Below are 14880 nucleotides of genomic sequence, written 5' to 3' on the forward strand. Positions count from 1 at the left end.
CCCCTCTCTAATGCACAGCTGTTTTTTGATTAATCAGGGGGAATGGCCGCCAGAACTTACACGAATAATTGCGTTTAAAAACGAGGGGTAAAACAAACAGGATTTATGCACAAAAAGACAGGCACGGGCCTACCTGAAAGCAAGATCGGGATTACAGATAAGGAAGGAATGATGACCATAGGAGCGAACTCATTCGCGAGAAGACGGTACATCCAGAGAAAATGCATCGTCTGGAATACCGTCTTCGCGAATGAATTAGTTCCTACGGGGCAATCATGGCAAAGCTGGCCACTGACTCATGCCCCGGCAGCTCACCGCCAGCGCGTACCAGCCCGCATGTCGCCATACCCGCAGCCTGGGCGGCATCGAGTTCTTCGACGATGTCCGACAGAAACAGGATCTCCTCTGCCGGGCAGCCGATGCTGGCGGTGATGGTGCGATAGGATTGCTCTTCGCGCTTGGGGCCGGACGTGGTGTCGAAATAGCCACTGAACAGGCCGGACAGATCGCCCGCCTCCGAACAGCCGAAAATCAGTTTCTGAGCCTGAATCGAGCCGGAAGAATAAACATAAAGTTTATAACCCTCCTGATGCCAGCGCTTGAGCGCTTCGACCGCATCCGGGTAGACATGACCCTTGAGTTGCCCGGCGTTATAGCCCTGTTCCCAGACCATGCCTTGCAAGGCCTTGAGGGGTGTGGCCTTGCGGTCTTGGGCAATCCAGTCGAGAAGAATGTCGATCACCCGCTCTACATCGGCATCAGGTTCGTTGCTTTCCTGGCGGACAGCCTGCAATTGAGCGGCTACCGAAGGTGTATCCGACTGCTGGCGGACAAAATCGGGTAAATGTTTTGCTGCAAACGGGAACAGCACATCGAACACGAAACTTACAGCACTGGTCGTGCCTTCGATATCCGTGAGGATAACTTTGATGGGCATCAGGGATAGGCTCCTAGTGTTGAGCCATTGAGGACGCGAGCAAGCGCGCTCCTCAATGCGTCATTTATCAATCATCCAGCCGTGGAAAACGACCGGCGATATCTTCACCGGTGAAATTCGCCACCCAGCCTTCCGGGTTGTTGAACAGGCGAATGGCGACGAAGTGCGGGTTTTCGCCCATGTCGAACCAGTGCCGGGTTCCGGCGGGTACCGAGATCAGGTCGTTTTTTTCGCACAGCACGGCATACACGTAATCATCGATATGCAGCGTGAACAGGCCACGCCCGGCGACAAAGAAACGTACTTCGTCTTCGCCGTGGCGGTGTTCTTCAAGGAACTTGGCGCGCAGTTCGGCCTTCTGCGGGTGATCGCTGTTGAGGCTGACCACATCGACGGTGATATAACCGCGCTCGGTCATGAGCCTGTCGATCTGCGTGCGATAGGCACTGATCACTTCTTCCTGGCTGGCGCCCGGCGTAATCGGCGCAGCCGCCTGCCAACGATCGAACGCAACGCCGTGCTCGGCCAGGGTCGAAGCGATATCTTCCAGGTTGGTCAGAACCTTGTTGGGCACTTCAGGGCTGGATACGTGGTAAACGGACAGGCAGCTCATGATGTAAATTCCTCGGCTGGAAACAGGCCCCCGGCTTTTACAGGCCGTTCAGGCTGGGTTCCCTGATTAACGGTTAAAGGTCAACGATTCAGGACCGTACGGGTTTTCAGCTCGCACTCGAACAGAAACTCGAACGCTTCGATCTGACGCAGCGCATCATTCATCTTCGCACCCCAGGTATATAAGCCGTGCCCGCGAATCAGGTAGCCGGCACAGTCGGGGTGAGCGTCCAGCCAAGGCTGCACCTTTGAGGCCAGGCGAGCAATATCCTGATCGTTATCGAAGATCGGCACCACCACCCGGGATTCATGGGTGACCACGCCAGCGAAAGCCTTTTGCAGCTCGTAATCCTCGAACACCAGATGATCGGCGTCGGTCAGCCGTGACAGGACGGTCGCATTGACCGAGTGCGTATGCAACACCGCGCCCACTTCAGGCTTGCAGCTGTAAAGCTGGGTGTGCAACAGGGTTTCGGCAGAAGGCTTCTTGCCGGGCTCAAGGCTGTTACCCGACAGATCGGTGGCCAGCACATCGTCCATACCCAACTGGCCCTTGTGCTTGCCGGACACCGTCAACAGTGCTTCGGTGGCGGACAGGCGTACGGAATAGTTGCTACTGGTGGCGGGCGACCAGCCACGTCCATACAGAAACCGCCCGGCTTCGATGATTTCCAGGCTGAGTTGTTCGCGGGTCATACACCCTCCTCTTTCTTTGATGTAGCAATCATGACGGCTGCCGCCAATGCCGCAAGGCTGGCGATGGCAAATGTCCAGAACGGCCCGAGCGCATTCCAGCTATAACCGGAGTACAACGCACCCAACGCGCCTCCCACTCCAGACAAGGCGGCATATAAGGCCTGCCCCTGCCCTTGCTGGCGTGAACCGAAGCTACGTTGCACGAAATGAATGGCAGCCGCGTGAAAACTGCCGAAGGTCGCAGCGTGCATGAGCTGAATCACGAGCAACGCCAGCAAATGCTCGGCAAGACCTCCCAGCAATAACCAGCGCAGCGACGCCAGCAGAAAACTCGCCATCAGTACCTGACGCACGGAAAGGCGCTGCAATATGCGGCTCATGCCCATGAACATCAGTACCTCGGCCACGACACCCACGGCCCAGAGCATGCCAATCACACCGCGACTGTAGCCCAACTGCTCCAGATGCAAGGTCAGGAAGGTGTAGTACGGCCCATGGCTGAGCTGCATCAAGGCCACGCAAACATAAAAGACCAGCACACTGGGGCGCGTCAGTTGCCTGAGAAAACCGCCAGCATCCAGTGGCTGCGCAGAAGTCATCGGCTGTGCATTGGGCACCCACCAACTGCTGATCGCGATACCGGCCATGACGATCAGCAGCATATGGGGAAACAGGTCCAGGCTGAAAAACTCGAACACGCCCCCAAGCGCTACGACCGCGAGGATAAAGCCAACCGAACCCCAGACCCGGATCTGACTGTAGCGCCAGGTCTGGTCGCGCAGGTGCGCCAGGGTGATGACTTCGAATTGCGGCAGGATGGCATGCCAGAAGAATGAATACAGCACCATGACCATGGCCAGCCAGGCGTAGCTCTTGTCGACCAGAATCAGGGAAAACGCCAGCAAGGTGCAAAGCGCCCCCAGGCGTACGATCAACAGCCGCTGCCCCGTATAGTCACCCAGCCACCCCCACAGATTGGGAGCGATACAGCGCGTCAGCATCGGGATCGCGACCAGTTCGCCAATCCGCGCACTGGAAAACCCGAGATGATGGAAATACAGAGCCAGATAGGGGGCGGCCGACCCCAGCAGAGCGAAGTAGAAGATGTAGAACCCGGAGAGCCTCCAATAGGGAAGCTGTCCGGCAGGCAGTGGCGCCACGTCAGTCATCCATGATCAACGACCGTAGCAGCGCCATTCATTACAGCTGCCCCAATACAGGCGTATTGACGCTGACGTCGGCGTTTTGTCCACGATGACGCAACAGATGATCCAGCAACACGATAGCCATCATCGCTTCGGCGATAGGCGTGGCGCGAATGCCGACGCAAGGGTCGTGACGGCCTTTGGTGATGACTTCCACCGGGTTGCCATCGACATCGATGGAGCGTCCCGGCGTAGTGATGCTGGAAGTCGGCTTGAGCGCCAGATGCGCAACGATCGGCTGGCCGGACGAAATGCCGCCCAGGATGCCACCCGCCTGATTGGACAGGAAACCTTCCGGCGTCAGCTCGTCTCGATGTTCGGTGCCGCGCTGGGCGACACAGTCGAAGCCCGCACCGATTTCCACGCCCTTGACGGCATTGATGCTCATCAGTGCATGGGCCAGTTCAGCGTCCAGGCGATCAAAGATCGGTTCGCCCAGGCCCGGCTTCACGCCTTCAGCCACCACAGTGATCCTGGCACCCACTGAATCCTGGTCGCGACGCAACTGGTCCATGTAGGCCTCAAGCTCCGGCACCTTGTCCGGGTCCGGGCAGAAAAAGGCGTTTTCCTCGACCGAGTCCCAGGTCTTGAACGGGATCTGGATCGGGCCAAGCTGGCTCATGTAGCCACGGATGACAATGCCCTGGGTCGCCAGGTACTTCTTGGCGATGGCACCAGCCGCCACACGCATGGCGGTTTCACGCGCCGAGCTGCGACCGCCACCGCGATAGTCGCGGATGCCGTATTTGTGATGGTAGGTGTAGTCGGCATGAGCCGGACGGAACAAGTCCTTGATCGCCGAGTAATCCTTGGACTTCTGGTCGGTGTTGCGGATCAGCAGGCCGATGGAAGCGCCCGTGGTCTTGCCCTCGAACACGCCTGAAAGGATCTCGACCTCATCGGCTTCCTGACGCTGGGTCGTGTGGCGACTGGTACCGGGCTTGCGCCGGTCCAGGTCACGTTGCAGGTCTTCCAGGGACAGCTCGAACCCCGGCGGGCAGCCGTCGACGATAGCGACCAACGCCGGGCCATGGCTTTCGCCGGCGGTGGTGACAGTGAACAGCTTGCCGAAAGTGTTGCCGGACATGCGGGCGCTCCGAGAAATCAGCCAAAAAACCAGATCAATTCAATCAAGCGCGCCAGTATACGCAGGCTGGCCGCGCAGTTCATCCTCGAACCTTATGCAACGGCGCGCGTCAAAGCGAAACCTGAACCAATGATGGCCTTGCGATGCTACCTGGCATTTCCCCGATTCGAGCCCTGAACGCCCTGCGCATGCTGGCCCTGACACTGTGCATGCTGGCTGGCGTAGCCAACGCTGCATCCCCCGCCATCGTGCAGCGCCCGATCAGCGTGGATACGGAAAACGGAAAACTGTTCGGCACCCTTCTGCTCCCGCAATCCACAAAACCGGTGCCCGTGGTGTTGATCATTGCCGGCTCAGGCCCCACCGACCGCGACGGCAACAACCCGGAAGGCGGACGCAACGACAGCATGAAGCGTCTGGCCATAATCCTGGCCAAGAACAATATTGCCAGCGTGCGCTACGACAAACGCGGCGTCGCGGCCAGCAAGGCCGCAACCCCGGACGAACGCAACCTGAGCGTTGAAGGCTATGTCGCCGACGTACAGGCCTGGGCCCAGAAGCTCAAGGCCAACCCGCGACTTGGCTCACTGATTCTGCTGGGGCATAGCGAAGGGGCGCTGGTGGCGTCACTGGCTGCGGAAAAGGCCGGGGCACGTGCCGTGATTTCCGTCGCGGGCACGGGTCGCCCGGTGGATCAGGTGCTGCGTGAACAATTTCGCGAACGCCTGCCTCCAGAGCTGTTGCAGCGCAGCAATCAGCTGCTTGATGAACTCAAGGCCGGCAAGACCGACGATAAGGTGCCTGCCGACCTGGAGGTCGTGTTCCGGCCCAGCGTCCAGCCTTATCTGATCTCGCTGTTTCGTCAGGACCCGGCCGTCGCGTTCGGCAAGTTGCAGATGCCTGCGCTGATTATCCAGGGGCGCAACGATATTCAGGTCAGCATCAATGACGCCTTGATCCTGAAAAAAGCCCGGCCAGATGCCGAACTTGCGCTGATCGACGGCATGAATCACGTACTGCGCATCGTCCCCGACGACCTGGATAAGCAACTGCAATCCTACAGAAACCCGACATTGCCACTGGCGAGCGAGCTTTCAGCGCACATCTTGCGCTTTATCGGTGCATTGCCACCTGCTTGAGCGAAAGATTTGACGTCAACAAAGCCGCAAACCCCTTCAGACTTGGGAAAACCGGCCGATAGGGATGTGCTGGCATTGTGTTTGCTGCACAAGGCCATGGACAGGATCATCGTTAATGACTGACACAACTACCGTGACCGAAAAAGCCGAAGCCCCAGAAAAGCCAGAAGCCGAGGCCCTGCCGCCACAGCCTTGGGAAGATGTGGTGCCCGAAAGCTTTCAGATGCTTCGCCTTTCGCCGCTGCCAACCGACCGCGCAACCGGCGGACGGCCGCTGCGTTTCGTGCAATTCGGACGAGCCGAGCGCCACAGCAAGGAACTGAGCCTGCTGCGCATCAATATCCAGTTGCCGGGGCAACGGGTGCGCAAGGAACAGAACAATCTGGACGTGTGGGTCGATCACCAGAAACATATGGTGCGCTTTGGCCCCGAATCAGGGTTGCAGATAGAACCCTGGAACCGTGGTCTTGGGCGCTTCCTGATTGCCCACGCGGTTCACTGGGCACAAAAGAAATGGTCATCCTACAAGATTGAAGGCGTCCCGCTGGCGAGCAAGGACGGCCTGAACGAAGACACCCGCCTGCGCCGCGATCACTTCCTGCGCACGCTGGGCTTTGAAGTCATCTATGCCGATGCGCAGCATATGAAAGGCAGCATCAAGGATGTTCACGTCGGCAACCTGCACAGCACCTGGAACAACGACAAGGTGCGGATCATCGAGATCCTCGAAGCATCACAGATGCTGGAAAAGGCCGAGCAGAACCTGACCGAACAGGAAGTCGTGATTCGTGCTCATGAAGACCGGGTGAGCAAGTACAAGCGCGAAGACAGCAGCCTGCGCTTTACCATCGCTTGCCTGGTGACCTTTGCAGTGTTTCAGGCGGGATTGCTGATCTGGATTGCGACACATCGCTAGCTTGTGAGCGGGGTCTGAAACCCCGCTCACAACGGCCTCAAATCCTGGAATCGAACAGCGCCTGATGCTCGCGACACTGTTCGGCAGTCAGCATGAACACGCCATGCCCACCGCGCTGGAAGTCCAGCCAGGCGAAATCCACTTCCGGGTAAAGCGCCTGGACATGAACCTGGCTGTTGCCCACTTCGACAATCAACAACCCTTTCTCGGTCAGGTGATCGGCCGCCTGGCTCAGCATGCGGCGCACCAGATTCAGGCCGTCGTTACCGCAGGCCAGCGCCAGTTCCGGCTCATGCTGGTACTCATCGGGCATGTCGGCAAAGTCTTCGGCATCGACATACGGCGGGTTGGACACGATCAGATCGAAACGCTGCCCCGGCAGGCCATCGAAACCATCGCCCTGCACGGTATAGACGCGATCTTCCACACCATGGCGCTCGATGTTCTGGTTAGCCACTTCAAGGGCCTCGAACGACAGGTCGGCCAATACCACTTCGGCGTCCCGGAACTCGTCGGCGCAGGCAATGCCAATGCAACCGGAACCGGTGCACAGGTCCAGAATGCGGGCGGGTTCATTGGCGAGCCAGGGTGCAAAGCGGTCTTCGATCAGTTCGGCAATCGGTGAGCGGGGAATCAATACGCGGTCATCGACAATAAAGGACATGCCGCAGAACCAGGCTTCTCCCAGCAGGTAAGGCGTAGGAACGCGATCATCGATGCGACGCTTGATCAGGCGCTGCAATTCAGAGATTTCATCGACTTCCAGGCGGCAGTCCAGATAGCTGTCGGCAATTTCCCAAGGCAGATGCAGAGCACCGAGCACCAGTTGCCGCGCTTCATCCCAGGCATTGTCGGTGCCGTGTCCGAAAAATACATCTTCCTCGTGAAAGCGGCTGACGGCCCAACGGATATGGTCACGCACGGTGCGCAAACGAGAAGTGATCATGGACAAACTCCTGGGGAAACTATCTGGCAGACCCGGAAGTTTCCACCATTAACCGCCCTTCATCAAGGCAAACCGCCACCAACTGCCGCGGCAAAATGCCCTGCAGCCCAATAAAACCGGGGCTTGTGATTGTTGAGATTCACAGAAGCGCTCAGCCAGAGGAGAATGTCGCAAAAGCCCCACCCGAAGGAGCCCTCTGGATGTCATCTTTAAAGACCATGTTTCAACTCAGTGGCCGCGTTCATGCAGCGGCCAACTTGAGCAATGCCACACTGATTATCATCGACGCCCAGAAAGAGTACCTCAGCGGTCCTCTGGCGCTGACAGGCATCCATGAAGCCCTGGACAATATCGGTCAACTGGTGGCCAAAGCCCGCGCCGTAAAATGCCCTATCGTGCATGTACGCCACCTTGGCACCGTGGGCGGCCTGTTCGACCCGCAAGGCGAACGTGGCCAGCTGGTCCCGGAGCTGGTACCTCAAGGTGATGAACATCTGGTCGAGAAACGCCTGCCCAACGCATTCAACGGCACCGGCCTGCATGAGCTGCTGCAAAGCCTGGGTCATCTGGACCTGATCATCTGCGGCTTCATGAGCCATTCGAGCATCAGCACCACCGTGCGTGCGACCAAGGATTATGGCTATCGCGTCACCCTGGTTGACGATGCCTGCGCCACCCGCAATCTGCCCGGCCCCAACGGCGACGTCAGCGCTCATGACGTACACCGCACGGAAATGGCGATCATGGCGGACAACTTCGCCACGCTGGCACTGACCAAAGACCTGATCTGACGACAGGCGGCCTGTGTGGTTGTGTGAACCCTCTCACATAACCGCCCATCCCTTTACTCCCCCTCGCCCATGGAAACCGGGAACAACCCCACTTCATTCGGGTCATAGCGCCGATAACCACTGAGGAAATCGGCATGAAAATATCCGGCGGTTTCGATGCCCGTCGCTTGCGCTCCAAAGAGCCGGGCAATTGGCGCATGCGTCTGGGTACCGCGTTTGCCACCTTGCTGGTGACCCTGGGCGTACTGCTGACAATGGCGGGTGCATCCGGCCTGATCGGCCATCCCCAGGCGCTCGGCGATCTCGATGCAACCCCGGCAGGTGCTGCCGTGATTGCCGGCATCGGGCTTCTGGTGCTGTACCTGGGCATCTGGCTGTGGCGCCGCTGCCGCCGACGTCAACGCCGTGCGAAAGGGTTGAGCATGTCTGCGCACCTGATGAAAAAACACGACTGACCCTGCCGCTCGACAGGGTTAAACTAGCTTCCTTCGCGGAGGCCCCCATGCAAGACGACGATTTTTCCCTGTTCAGAAACGAGACGCGCGGCGTCAAGCCCATCAAGCACGAGCACGCCGACGTCGGCAAACCCAAGACCGACCGCAAACTGCTGGCAAAGCTACGTCAGTCCGCCACGGTGCGTACCGATTCGGTCACGGTCGACGGGCTGTCCGACCAGTTCGTGATCGATGTCGGCCCGGAAGATGTATTGAGCTGGGCTCGCGATGGCGTGCAGGAAGGCCAGATGCGCAAGCTCAAGCTTGGCCAGATCAGTTTCGAGGGCAGCCTGGACCTGCACGGCATGAGCGTGGAAGTGGCCAGGGAAACCCTGTGGGAATTTCTCGCCGAAGCCACAAAGCTGGAAATCCGCTGCGTGCGTGTCACTCATGGCAAGGCTGTTCGCCTGGACGGCAAGCGCCCGATGATCAAGAGCCACGTCAACACCTGGCTGCGCCAGCACCCGCAAGTGCTGGGCTTTTGCTCATGCCTGGCCAAACATGGCGGCGCTGGCGCGGTTTACGTCATGCTCAAGCGCACCATGATGGAAGGTCGCGACGAGTGATGAAGGCCGGGCAGCCTTGACGCTGCCCGACCCGCGTTGTCAGCGAGGACCGCCACCAGGACCAAAACCCGGACCAGGACCGCCCGGACCACCGGGGCCGCCACCACCCTGATGATGACCGCCGCCTCCGCCACCGCCGTGACCACCAGGGCCGGGCCAGAACGGCCAGCAGCCGGAAACCGAAGTCAGGACAACGATCACCATCGCTATTTTTGCTACTCGACTCAACATCCGAATTTACTCTCTCATGAAGCAGTGATTGACTACTGCTCCCTATGACCGCAGCCAGCGATGGAAGTCGGTAGCAATCGGGTAGCCAAAGCGTAATAAAAGCGATACAAACAGACTTCACATGCCGATTTGTGCAGTGGCCATACACCTGTTCGCATGTGTAAGTTATTATGTGCGACTTTGGCGAGGGCCATGCCCCTCGCGTTTATCGAAACCCACACGGAAACACACTCCTGTGACACTGGAACAGAATTACACCGCCATATTGAGTCAGTTGGGCGAAGATGTTTCGCGCGAAGGCCTGCTGGACACGCCAAAGCGTGCAGCCAAAGCCATGCAGTACCTGTGTCGCGGTTATGAACAGTCTCTCGAAGAAGTGACCAACGGTGCTCTATTCAGCTCCGACGCCAGCGAGATGGTGATGGTCAGGGACATCGAGCTGTATTCGCTGTGCGAGCACCATCTGCTGCCGTTCATTGGCAAGGCCCATGTAGCCTACATCCCCAATGGCAAGGTATTGGGCCTGTCGAAAGTGGCGCGTATCGTCGACATGTTCGCCCGTCGCCTGCAGATTCAGGAAAACCTGAGCCGCCAGATCGCCGAAGCCATCCAGCAGGTGACCGGCGCCCTGGGCGTTGCAGTGGTCATCGAAGCCCAGCACATGTGCATGATGATGCGCGGCGTGGAAAAACAGAATTCCTCGATGATCACTTCGGTGATGCTCGGCGAATTCCGTGAAAACGCAGCGACCCGCAGCGAATTCCTCAGCCTTATCAAGTAAGGCGCAGCAGCCTGCGCCGCCTGTTGGCGCGGGCCCGCCCTTTCAATGCGTGCCCCGCAAGAGGTTTGACCGTGTTCATGAAAGCCCTCAGGGTTGGCCTTGGCCAGCTCGTCATCTTCGCCGACTTCCTGACCCGCCCGGCCAGGAAGAAACGCGAACCTCAGGCTCAGGCTGCCGTCGATCAAGCGGCCAGAGATCTGGCCCTGTACCAGTTCCATGCCTGCCCGTTCTGCGTGAAGACTCGCCGCACCCTGCGCCGCCTCAATGTTCCGGTCGCCCTGCGGGACGCCAAGAACAACGAGAATGATCGCCAGACGCTGCTCAACGAAGGCGGCAGGATCAAGGTGCCTTGCCTGCGCATCCAGGAAGGCGACAAGACCACCTGGCTCTACGAGTCCAAGGCCATCATCGAGTACCTGGATCAGCGCTTCAGCACTGTCTGAACCTGTGGGCTGCCTGCATCAACGCGGGCAGCCATCCTCGCGACACGCCACATACGCCTTCAACTCCTTGACCCGCACGCGGGTATGCTCGGCCAGACACTGTGATTGCAGCAAAGGCCAGATCGAACCCGAATCCTCCGCCTTGCCCACGCGATACAGGCAGTCGGCATCACGGAAGGCGATCCACTTTATCTGTGCGTCCTTGAGCGCCTGCTTCCTGGCGGGATCTTTCAGCCAGCTCATCTGCGCCTTGTACTGCCTGTTCAATTCAGTATCGAGCGCAGCCAGGTCCTTGCCGGCACATTGATTCATGCTGGCCTGGTTGGCATTGCAATCCTCGGCCTGCGCCGAACAACCAATGCCCAGAGCGATGACGGCTGCCAGAGCGACGATGGAATACCTCACGAAACGCTCCTCTCTCTTTCGATCAATCCAGCATGCCTACATAACCGGGCCGCTCCTTGACCCGTTCCAGCCATTGTTGAATGCCAGGATATGGGGTCAGGTCAAAACCGCCCTGATGGGCAACGTGGGTATAGGCGTAGAGAGCGATATCGGCGATGGAAAAACTGTCGCCCACCAGGAACGGCGTGCGCTTGAGCTGCTGCTCCATCACTGCAAGGGCACGATAGCCAGACTTCTGCAATGCACGGTACTCGGCCAGACGCTCTTCAGGCAGACCCAGATAGAACTGGATAAACCGTGCCACCGCGATCGCAGGCTCATGACTGTACTGCTCGAAGAACTGCCATTGCAGCACTTGCGTACGCAGCCGAGGCTCAGTGGGCAGGTAGGCACTGCCATCGGCCAGGAAATTGAGAATCGCATTGGACTCCCACAGGCAGGTGCCGTCACTGAGTTCCAGCACCGGAATCTTGCCATTGGGGTTCTTTTCAAGGAACGCCGGGGTCTGGGTTTCGCCATTGAGAATATCGACAGGCACCCACTGGTACTCGCAGCCCAGCAGGCTGAGCATCAGTTTGACCTTGTAGCAATTGCCTGAGTTGTAATCGCCGTAAACCTTGTACATCGCCCTGCTCCCGCTGGAATCCCTTGTATTGGATCGAATCAAGCCGCCTGCCTTGCACTGGCCAAGCGAATTACCGCGGCCAATCGTTTCAAGCCCTCATCCAGACGCGCCGGATCAATATGGCTGAAGTTCAACCGCAGATGACCGTGGTTGGCGTCCGGGTTCGCAAAGAACGGTTCACCCGGCATAAAAGTCACATCCTGAGACAGCGCAGCATCCAGCAAAGTGCGGGTATCGAGCTTCTGCTTGAGCGTCAGCCAGAAGAATAACCCACCTTGCGGGCTGTTCCAGTCGGCCAGATCGCCAAAGTGTTCCTGCAAGGCCGCCTCGAATGCATCGCGTCGCTGTCGATAGAACCCACGCAACTCACTCAGATGTTCACGGTAGTGTTCGGTGCCGATCCACTGCAAGGCCTGCCACTGACCGATCCGGTTGGTATGCAGATCGGCAGATTGCTTCAGGCGCAGCAGATGCGGGAACAGATCCGCACTGGCGATCAGGTAACCGACACGCAACCCCGGCAGCAAGGTTTTGGAGACGGTTCCGGTATAGATCCAGCTGGCCTTTTTGAGACGAGCGACAATCGGTCTTGCATTGCCGCCATCGAAGGTCAGTTCGCGATAAGGCTCATCTTCGATCAACGTCACGCCAAACTCGTCGAGCAGAGCCGCGACCGCATCACGACTCGCTTCGCTATAACGCACCGCTGATGGGTTCTGAAAGGTCGGAATCAGGTAGGCGAACGCAGGCTTGTGCTGCTCCAGACGCTGCCGCAAGACAATCAGATCCGGCCCCTCGGCCTGCAAGGGCACAGTCAGGCAATCAGCGCCGAACAACTGGAAGATTTGCAGCGCTGCCAGGTAAGTCGGGGCTTCCAGCAGGATTTCAGTGCCTTTGTCGATGTACAGCTTGGCGGCCAGATCAAGCGTCTGCTGCGAACCGCTGACGACCAGGACCTGGCTGGCCTGACAAGGAACACCCAGCGCCCGCGCCTCGGCGGCCAGCGCTTCACGCAGCTCGGGCTCGCCTTCGCTCATGCCGTATTGCCCCAGAGTCAACGGCATGTCGGCCCACTCCACTTTCGGCAGCATGGACTCGGCAGGCAAGCCGCCGGCAAAGGACATCACTTCAGGCCGTTGTGCAGCGGCCAGGATTTCGCGAATCAATGAACTTTTCAGGCGGGTAACACGTTCGGAGAAAGCCATGGCAACTACCTGTAGCCGAGTGAAAGGGAAATACGTCAAACTTGTTGACTCAAATTACGACGCAAAGCCCGGATACGTCAACATGCTTGACCTTAAAAATCCTGCCAATCAGCAAATTGCCATGGAAGCCTTCTTTTTCGGCTACCAGGCATTTACCGCCAAAGCCGATGAAATGCTGGCCCGGCGCGGGCTCAGCCGTGTTCATCAGCGCATTGTGTTTTTTATTGCTCGCTACCCCGACCTGAGCGTGAAGGAGCTGCTCACCGTGCTGGGGGTCAGCAAACAGGCGCTCAATGTGCCACTGCGCCAGTTGATTGCCATGGAGCTGGTACACAGCACGACGCCTGATACCGACAAGCGCAAGCGACTGCTGGTACTGAGCGAAGAAGGAATCAGATTCGAGCAGGCGTTGCGCCAGGAACAGGTGAAGCTCTTGCAGCGGGTATTCTCCGACGCAGGTCAGGCTGCGGTGGATGGATGGCTAGCCGTCAACCAGGCGCTGGGGCAGACGCTCCAGTCGGGCGCCCGGCCCGGCGGCACAGATACCGATAACTGAATAAGAAATACCGACACCTTTCAAACCTGCCCGTTTAAGGAAAGCCCTGCATGAACGAGACCCTCAAGGCGCCACTGCGCCCATTGGCAGACTCATCACCTTCAGCCGTGGTCGCTGGTTTCATTGCAATGATGACCGGCTGCACCAGTTCGCTGGTGCTGATGCTTCAGGCAGGGCAGTCTGCTGGCCTCACCAGTGGCCAGATGTCATCCTGGCTCTTGTCGATGTTCATAGGCATGGCGATTTGCAGTATCGGGTTGTCGCTGCGCTACCGCACGCCGATCAGCGTGGCCTGGTCAACACCCGGCGCCGCCTTGCTGATTACCACACTGGGCGGCGTGGCTTACCCGGAGGCTATCGGCGCGTTCATCACCTGCTCGCTCCTGGTGATCATCTGCGGCATGACCGGCAGTTTCGAGCGGCTGGTCAAGCGCTTGCCCGCCTCCCTGGCGGCGGCCTTGCTGGCCGGGATCCTGTTCAAGATCGGCAGCGATATCTTCATCGCCGTACAGCATCGCACCAGCCTGGTACTGGCCATGTTTTTCACCTACTTGCTGGTCAAACGAGTCTCGCCGCGCTATTCGGTACTGGCGGCGCTGCTGGTGGGGATCGCAATAGCCGGCGTGCTGGGGCTGCTGAATTTCACTGACCTCTCTCTGGAAGTGGCCGCGCCGGTCTGGACGACGCCTTCGTTCTCGCTGGCGGCGACCATCAGCATCAGCATTCCGTTATTCGTGGTGGCAATGACTTCGCAGAACATGCCAGGCATCGCCGTGTTGCGTGCCGATGGCTATCACACGCCCTCTTCGCCTCTGATTACAGCCACGGGCATCACCTCGCTGCTGACCGCACCCTTTGGCTGCCATGGGCTCAATCTGGCAGCGATCAGCGCCGCCATCTGCACCAGCCCCAATGCCCATGAAGACAAGAAAAAGCGTTATACGGCCGCCGTCTGGTGCGGGGTTTTCTACGGCATCGCCGGTATTTTCGGCGCGACCCTGGCCGCCTTGTTCGCAGCCTTCCCCAAGGAACTGGTGCTGTCGATTGCGGCTCTGGCGCTGTTTGGCTCACTCATCAACGGCCTGACCGTCGCGATGAACGAGCCCAAGGAGCGGGAAGCGGCACTCATCACCTTTATGGTCACCGCATCAGGCCTGACCCTGTTTTCCATTGGCTCGGCACTCTGGGGAATCGTGGCCGGGGTACTGACGCTGGTGATCCTCAATATGCGCAAGAGTGGATGAG

General features: G+C 58.8%; 19 protein-coding genes. 9 read left to right on the forward strand and 10 right to left on the reverse strand.

Annotated elements, in window-relative coordinates; all coding sequences use genetic code 11:
- Nucleotides 1–262 precede the first annotated feature (262 nt).
- From mtnC to aroC, 5 genes are all read right to left on the reverse strand, one after another.
- Nucleotides 263–937, reverse strand: coding sequence for an acireductone synthase (gene mtnC, locus JL015_RS21770; protein WP_201019905.1), 675 nt, complete (start codon nucleotides 935–937; stop codon nucleotides 263–265).
- Between the two features lie 67 nt (nucleotides 938–1004).
- Nucleotides 1005–1550 (reverse strand): 1,2-dihydroxy-3-keto-5-methylthiopentene dioxygenase, encoded by a 546-nt coding sequence (locus tag JL015_RS21775; protein ID WP_201019907.1) that lies wholly within the window; start codon nucleotides 1548–1550, stop codon nucleotides 1005–1007.
- A gap of 80 nt (nucleotides 1551–1630) precedes the next feature.
- Nucleotides 1631–2245, reverse strand: coding sequence for a methylthioribulose 1-phosphate dehydratase (locus tag JL015_RS21780; protein ID WP_201019908.1), 615 nt, complete (start codon nucleotides 2243–2245; stop codon nucleotides 1631–1633).
- On the reverse strand, nucleotides 2242–3405 hold the full coding sequence (locus tag JL015_RS21785) for an MFS transporter (RefSeq protein ID WP_236250253.1): 1164 nt from the start codon (nucleotides 3403–3405) through the stop codon (nucleotides 2242–2244). Before JL015_RS21785 ends, JL015_RS21780 begins: the two co-directional genes overlap by 4 nt.
- Before the next feature lie 40 nt (nucleotides 3406–3445).
- Nucleotides 3446–4537, reverse strand: a complete 1092-nt coding sequence (gene aroC, locus JL015_RS21790; RefSeq protein WP_201019910.1) for a chorismate synthase — start codon at nucleotides 4535–4537, stop codon at nucleotides 3446–3448.
- Nucleotides 4538–4680: 143 nt separating this feature from the next.
- On the opposite strand from aroC, the gene JL015_RS21795 reads away from it, so the two are divergent.
- The gene (locus tag JL015_RS21795) at nucleotides 4681–5676 is read left to right on the forward strand and encodes an alpha/beta hydrolase (RefSeq protein WP_201019911.1); all 996 of its coding nucleotides are present in this window, start codon (nucleotides 4681–4683) and stop codon (nucleotides 5674–5676) included.
- Between the two features lie 115 nt (nucleotides 5677–5791).
- Complete coding sequence (locus JL015_RS21800; protein WP_201006240.1) at nucleotides 5792–6592, forward strand: hypothetical protein; 801 nt, start codon at nucleotides 5792–5794, stop codon at nucleotides 6590–6592.
- Between the two features lie 37 nt (nucleotides 6593–6629).
- Here JL015_RS21800 and prmB read toward each other — a convergent pair whose 3' ends face one another.
- Nucleotides 6630–7538, reverse strand: a complete 909-nt coding sequence (gene prmB, locus JL015_RS21805; RefSeq protein WP_201006238.1) for a 50S ribosomal protein L3 N(5)-glutamine methyltransferase — start codon at nucleotides 7536–7538, stop codon at nucleotides 6630–6632.
- Nucleotides 7539–7738: 200 nt separating this feature from the next.
- On the opposite strand from prmB, the gene JL015_RS21810 reads away from it, so the two are divergent.
- From JL015_RS21810 to JL015_RS21820, 3 genes are all read left to right on the forward strand, one after another.
- The gene (locus JL015_RS21810) at nucleotides 7739–8329 is read left to right on the forward strand and encodes a cysteine hydrolase family protein (protein ID WP_201006236.1); all 591 of its coding nucleotides are present in this window, start codon (nucleotides 7739–7741) and stop codon (nucleotides 8327–8329) included.
- A gap of 134 nt (nucleotides 8330–8463) precedes the next feature.
- A complete protein-coding gene (locus JL015_RS21815) occupies nucleotides 8464–8784 on the forward strand; it encodes a hypothetical protein (RefSeq protein WP_201019913.1) in 321 nt (106 codons plus the stop codon).
- Nucleotides 8785–8831: 47 nt separating this feature from the next.
- Complete coding sequence (locus JL015_RS21820; protein WP_201006233.1) at nucleotides 8832–9389, forward strand: Smr/MutS family protein; 558 nt, start codon at nucleotides 8832–8834, stop codon at nucleotides 9387–9389.
- A gap of 39 nt (nucleotides 9390–9428) precedes the next feature.
- Here JL015_RS21820 and JL015_RS21825 read toward each other — a convergent pair whose 3' ends face one another.
- Nucleotides 9429–9620, reverse strand: coding sequence for a hypothetical protein (locus JL015_RS21825; RefSeq protein WP_201006283.1), 192 nt, complete (start codon nucleotides 9618–9620; stop codon nucleotides 9429–9431).
- 235 nt (nucleotides 9621–9855) lie between these two features.
- On the opposite strand from JL015_RS21825, the gene folE reads away from it, so the two are divergent.
- Nucleotides 9856–10401, forward strand: a complete 546-nt coding sequence (gene folE / locus JL015_RS21830; RefSeq protein WP_236124300.1) for a GTP cyclohydrolase I FolE — start codon at nucleotides 9856–9858, stop codon at nucleotides 10399–10401.
- A gap of 71 nt (nucleotides 10402–10472) precedes the next feature.
- A complete protein-coding gene (locus JL015_RS21835) occupies nucleotides 10473–10844 on the forward strand; it encodes a glutaredoxin family protein (protein WP_201006231.1) in 372 nt (123 codons plus the stop codon).
- Nucleotides 10845–10862: 18 nt separating this feature from the next.
- Here JL015_RS21835 and JL015_RS21840 read toward each other — a convergent pair whose 3' ends face one another.
- The 3 genes from JL015_RS21840 to JL015_RS21850 are packed head-to-tail and all read right to left on the reverse strand — an operon-like array spanning nucleotide 10863 to nucleotide 13079.
- Entirely contained in the window at nucleotides 10863–11249 is a 387-nt protein-coding gene (locus tag JL015_RS21840) for a lysozyme inhibitor LprI family protein (RefSeq protein ID WP_201019915.1), read from the reverse strand.
- Between the two features lie 22 nt (nucleotides 11250–11271).
- The gene (locus JL015_RS21845; RefSeq protein ID WP_201019917.1) at nucleotides 11272–11874 is read right to left on the reverse strand and encodes a glutathione S-transferase family protein; all 603 of its coding nucleotides are present in this window, start codon (nucleotides 11872–11874) and stop codon (nucleotides 11272–11274) included.
- Between the two features lie 38 nt (nucleotides 11875–11912).
- Entirely contained in the window at nucleotides 11913–13079 is a 1167-nt protein-coding gene (locus JL015_RS21850) for an aminotransferase-like domain-containing protein (RefSeq protein WP_201019919.1), read from the reverse strand.
- Nucleotides 13080–13161: 82 nt separating this feature from the next.
- Between JL015_RS21850 and JL015_RS21855 the strand changes: the two genes are divergently transcribed.
- Both JL015_RS21855 and JL015_RS21860 read left to right on the forward strand, forming a co-directional pair.
- Nucleotides 13162–13635 carry a MarR family winged helix-turn-helix transcriptional regulator gene (locus JL015_RS21855; RefSeq protein ID WP_201006227.1) on the forward strand — a complete coding sequence of 158 codons (474 nt, stop codon included), beginning with the start codon at nucleotides 13162–13164 and terminating at the stop codon, nucleotides 13633–13635.
- Between the two features lie 50 nt (nucleotides 13636–13685).
- Nucleotides 13686–14879 carry a benzoate/H(+) symporter BenE family transporter gene (locus JL015_RS21860; RefSeq protein ID WP_201019921.1) on the forward strand — a complete coding sequence of 398 codons (1194 nt, stop codon included), beginning with the start codon at nucleotides 13686–13688 and terminating at the stop codon, nucleotides 14877–14879.
- The last annotated feature ends 1 nt before the right edge of the window (nucleotide 14880 follow it).

Origin of the sequence: Pseudomonas cichorii (assembly GCF_015471405.1) — a bacterium.
In the GTDB taxonomy this organism is placed as follows: domain Bacteria; phylum Pseudomonadota; class Gammaproteobacteria; order Pseudomonadales; family Pseudomonadaceae; genus Aquipseudomonas; species Aquipseudomonas serbiensis.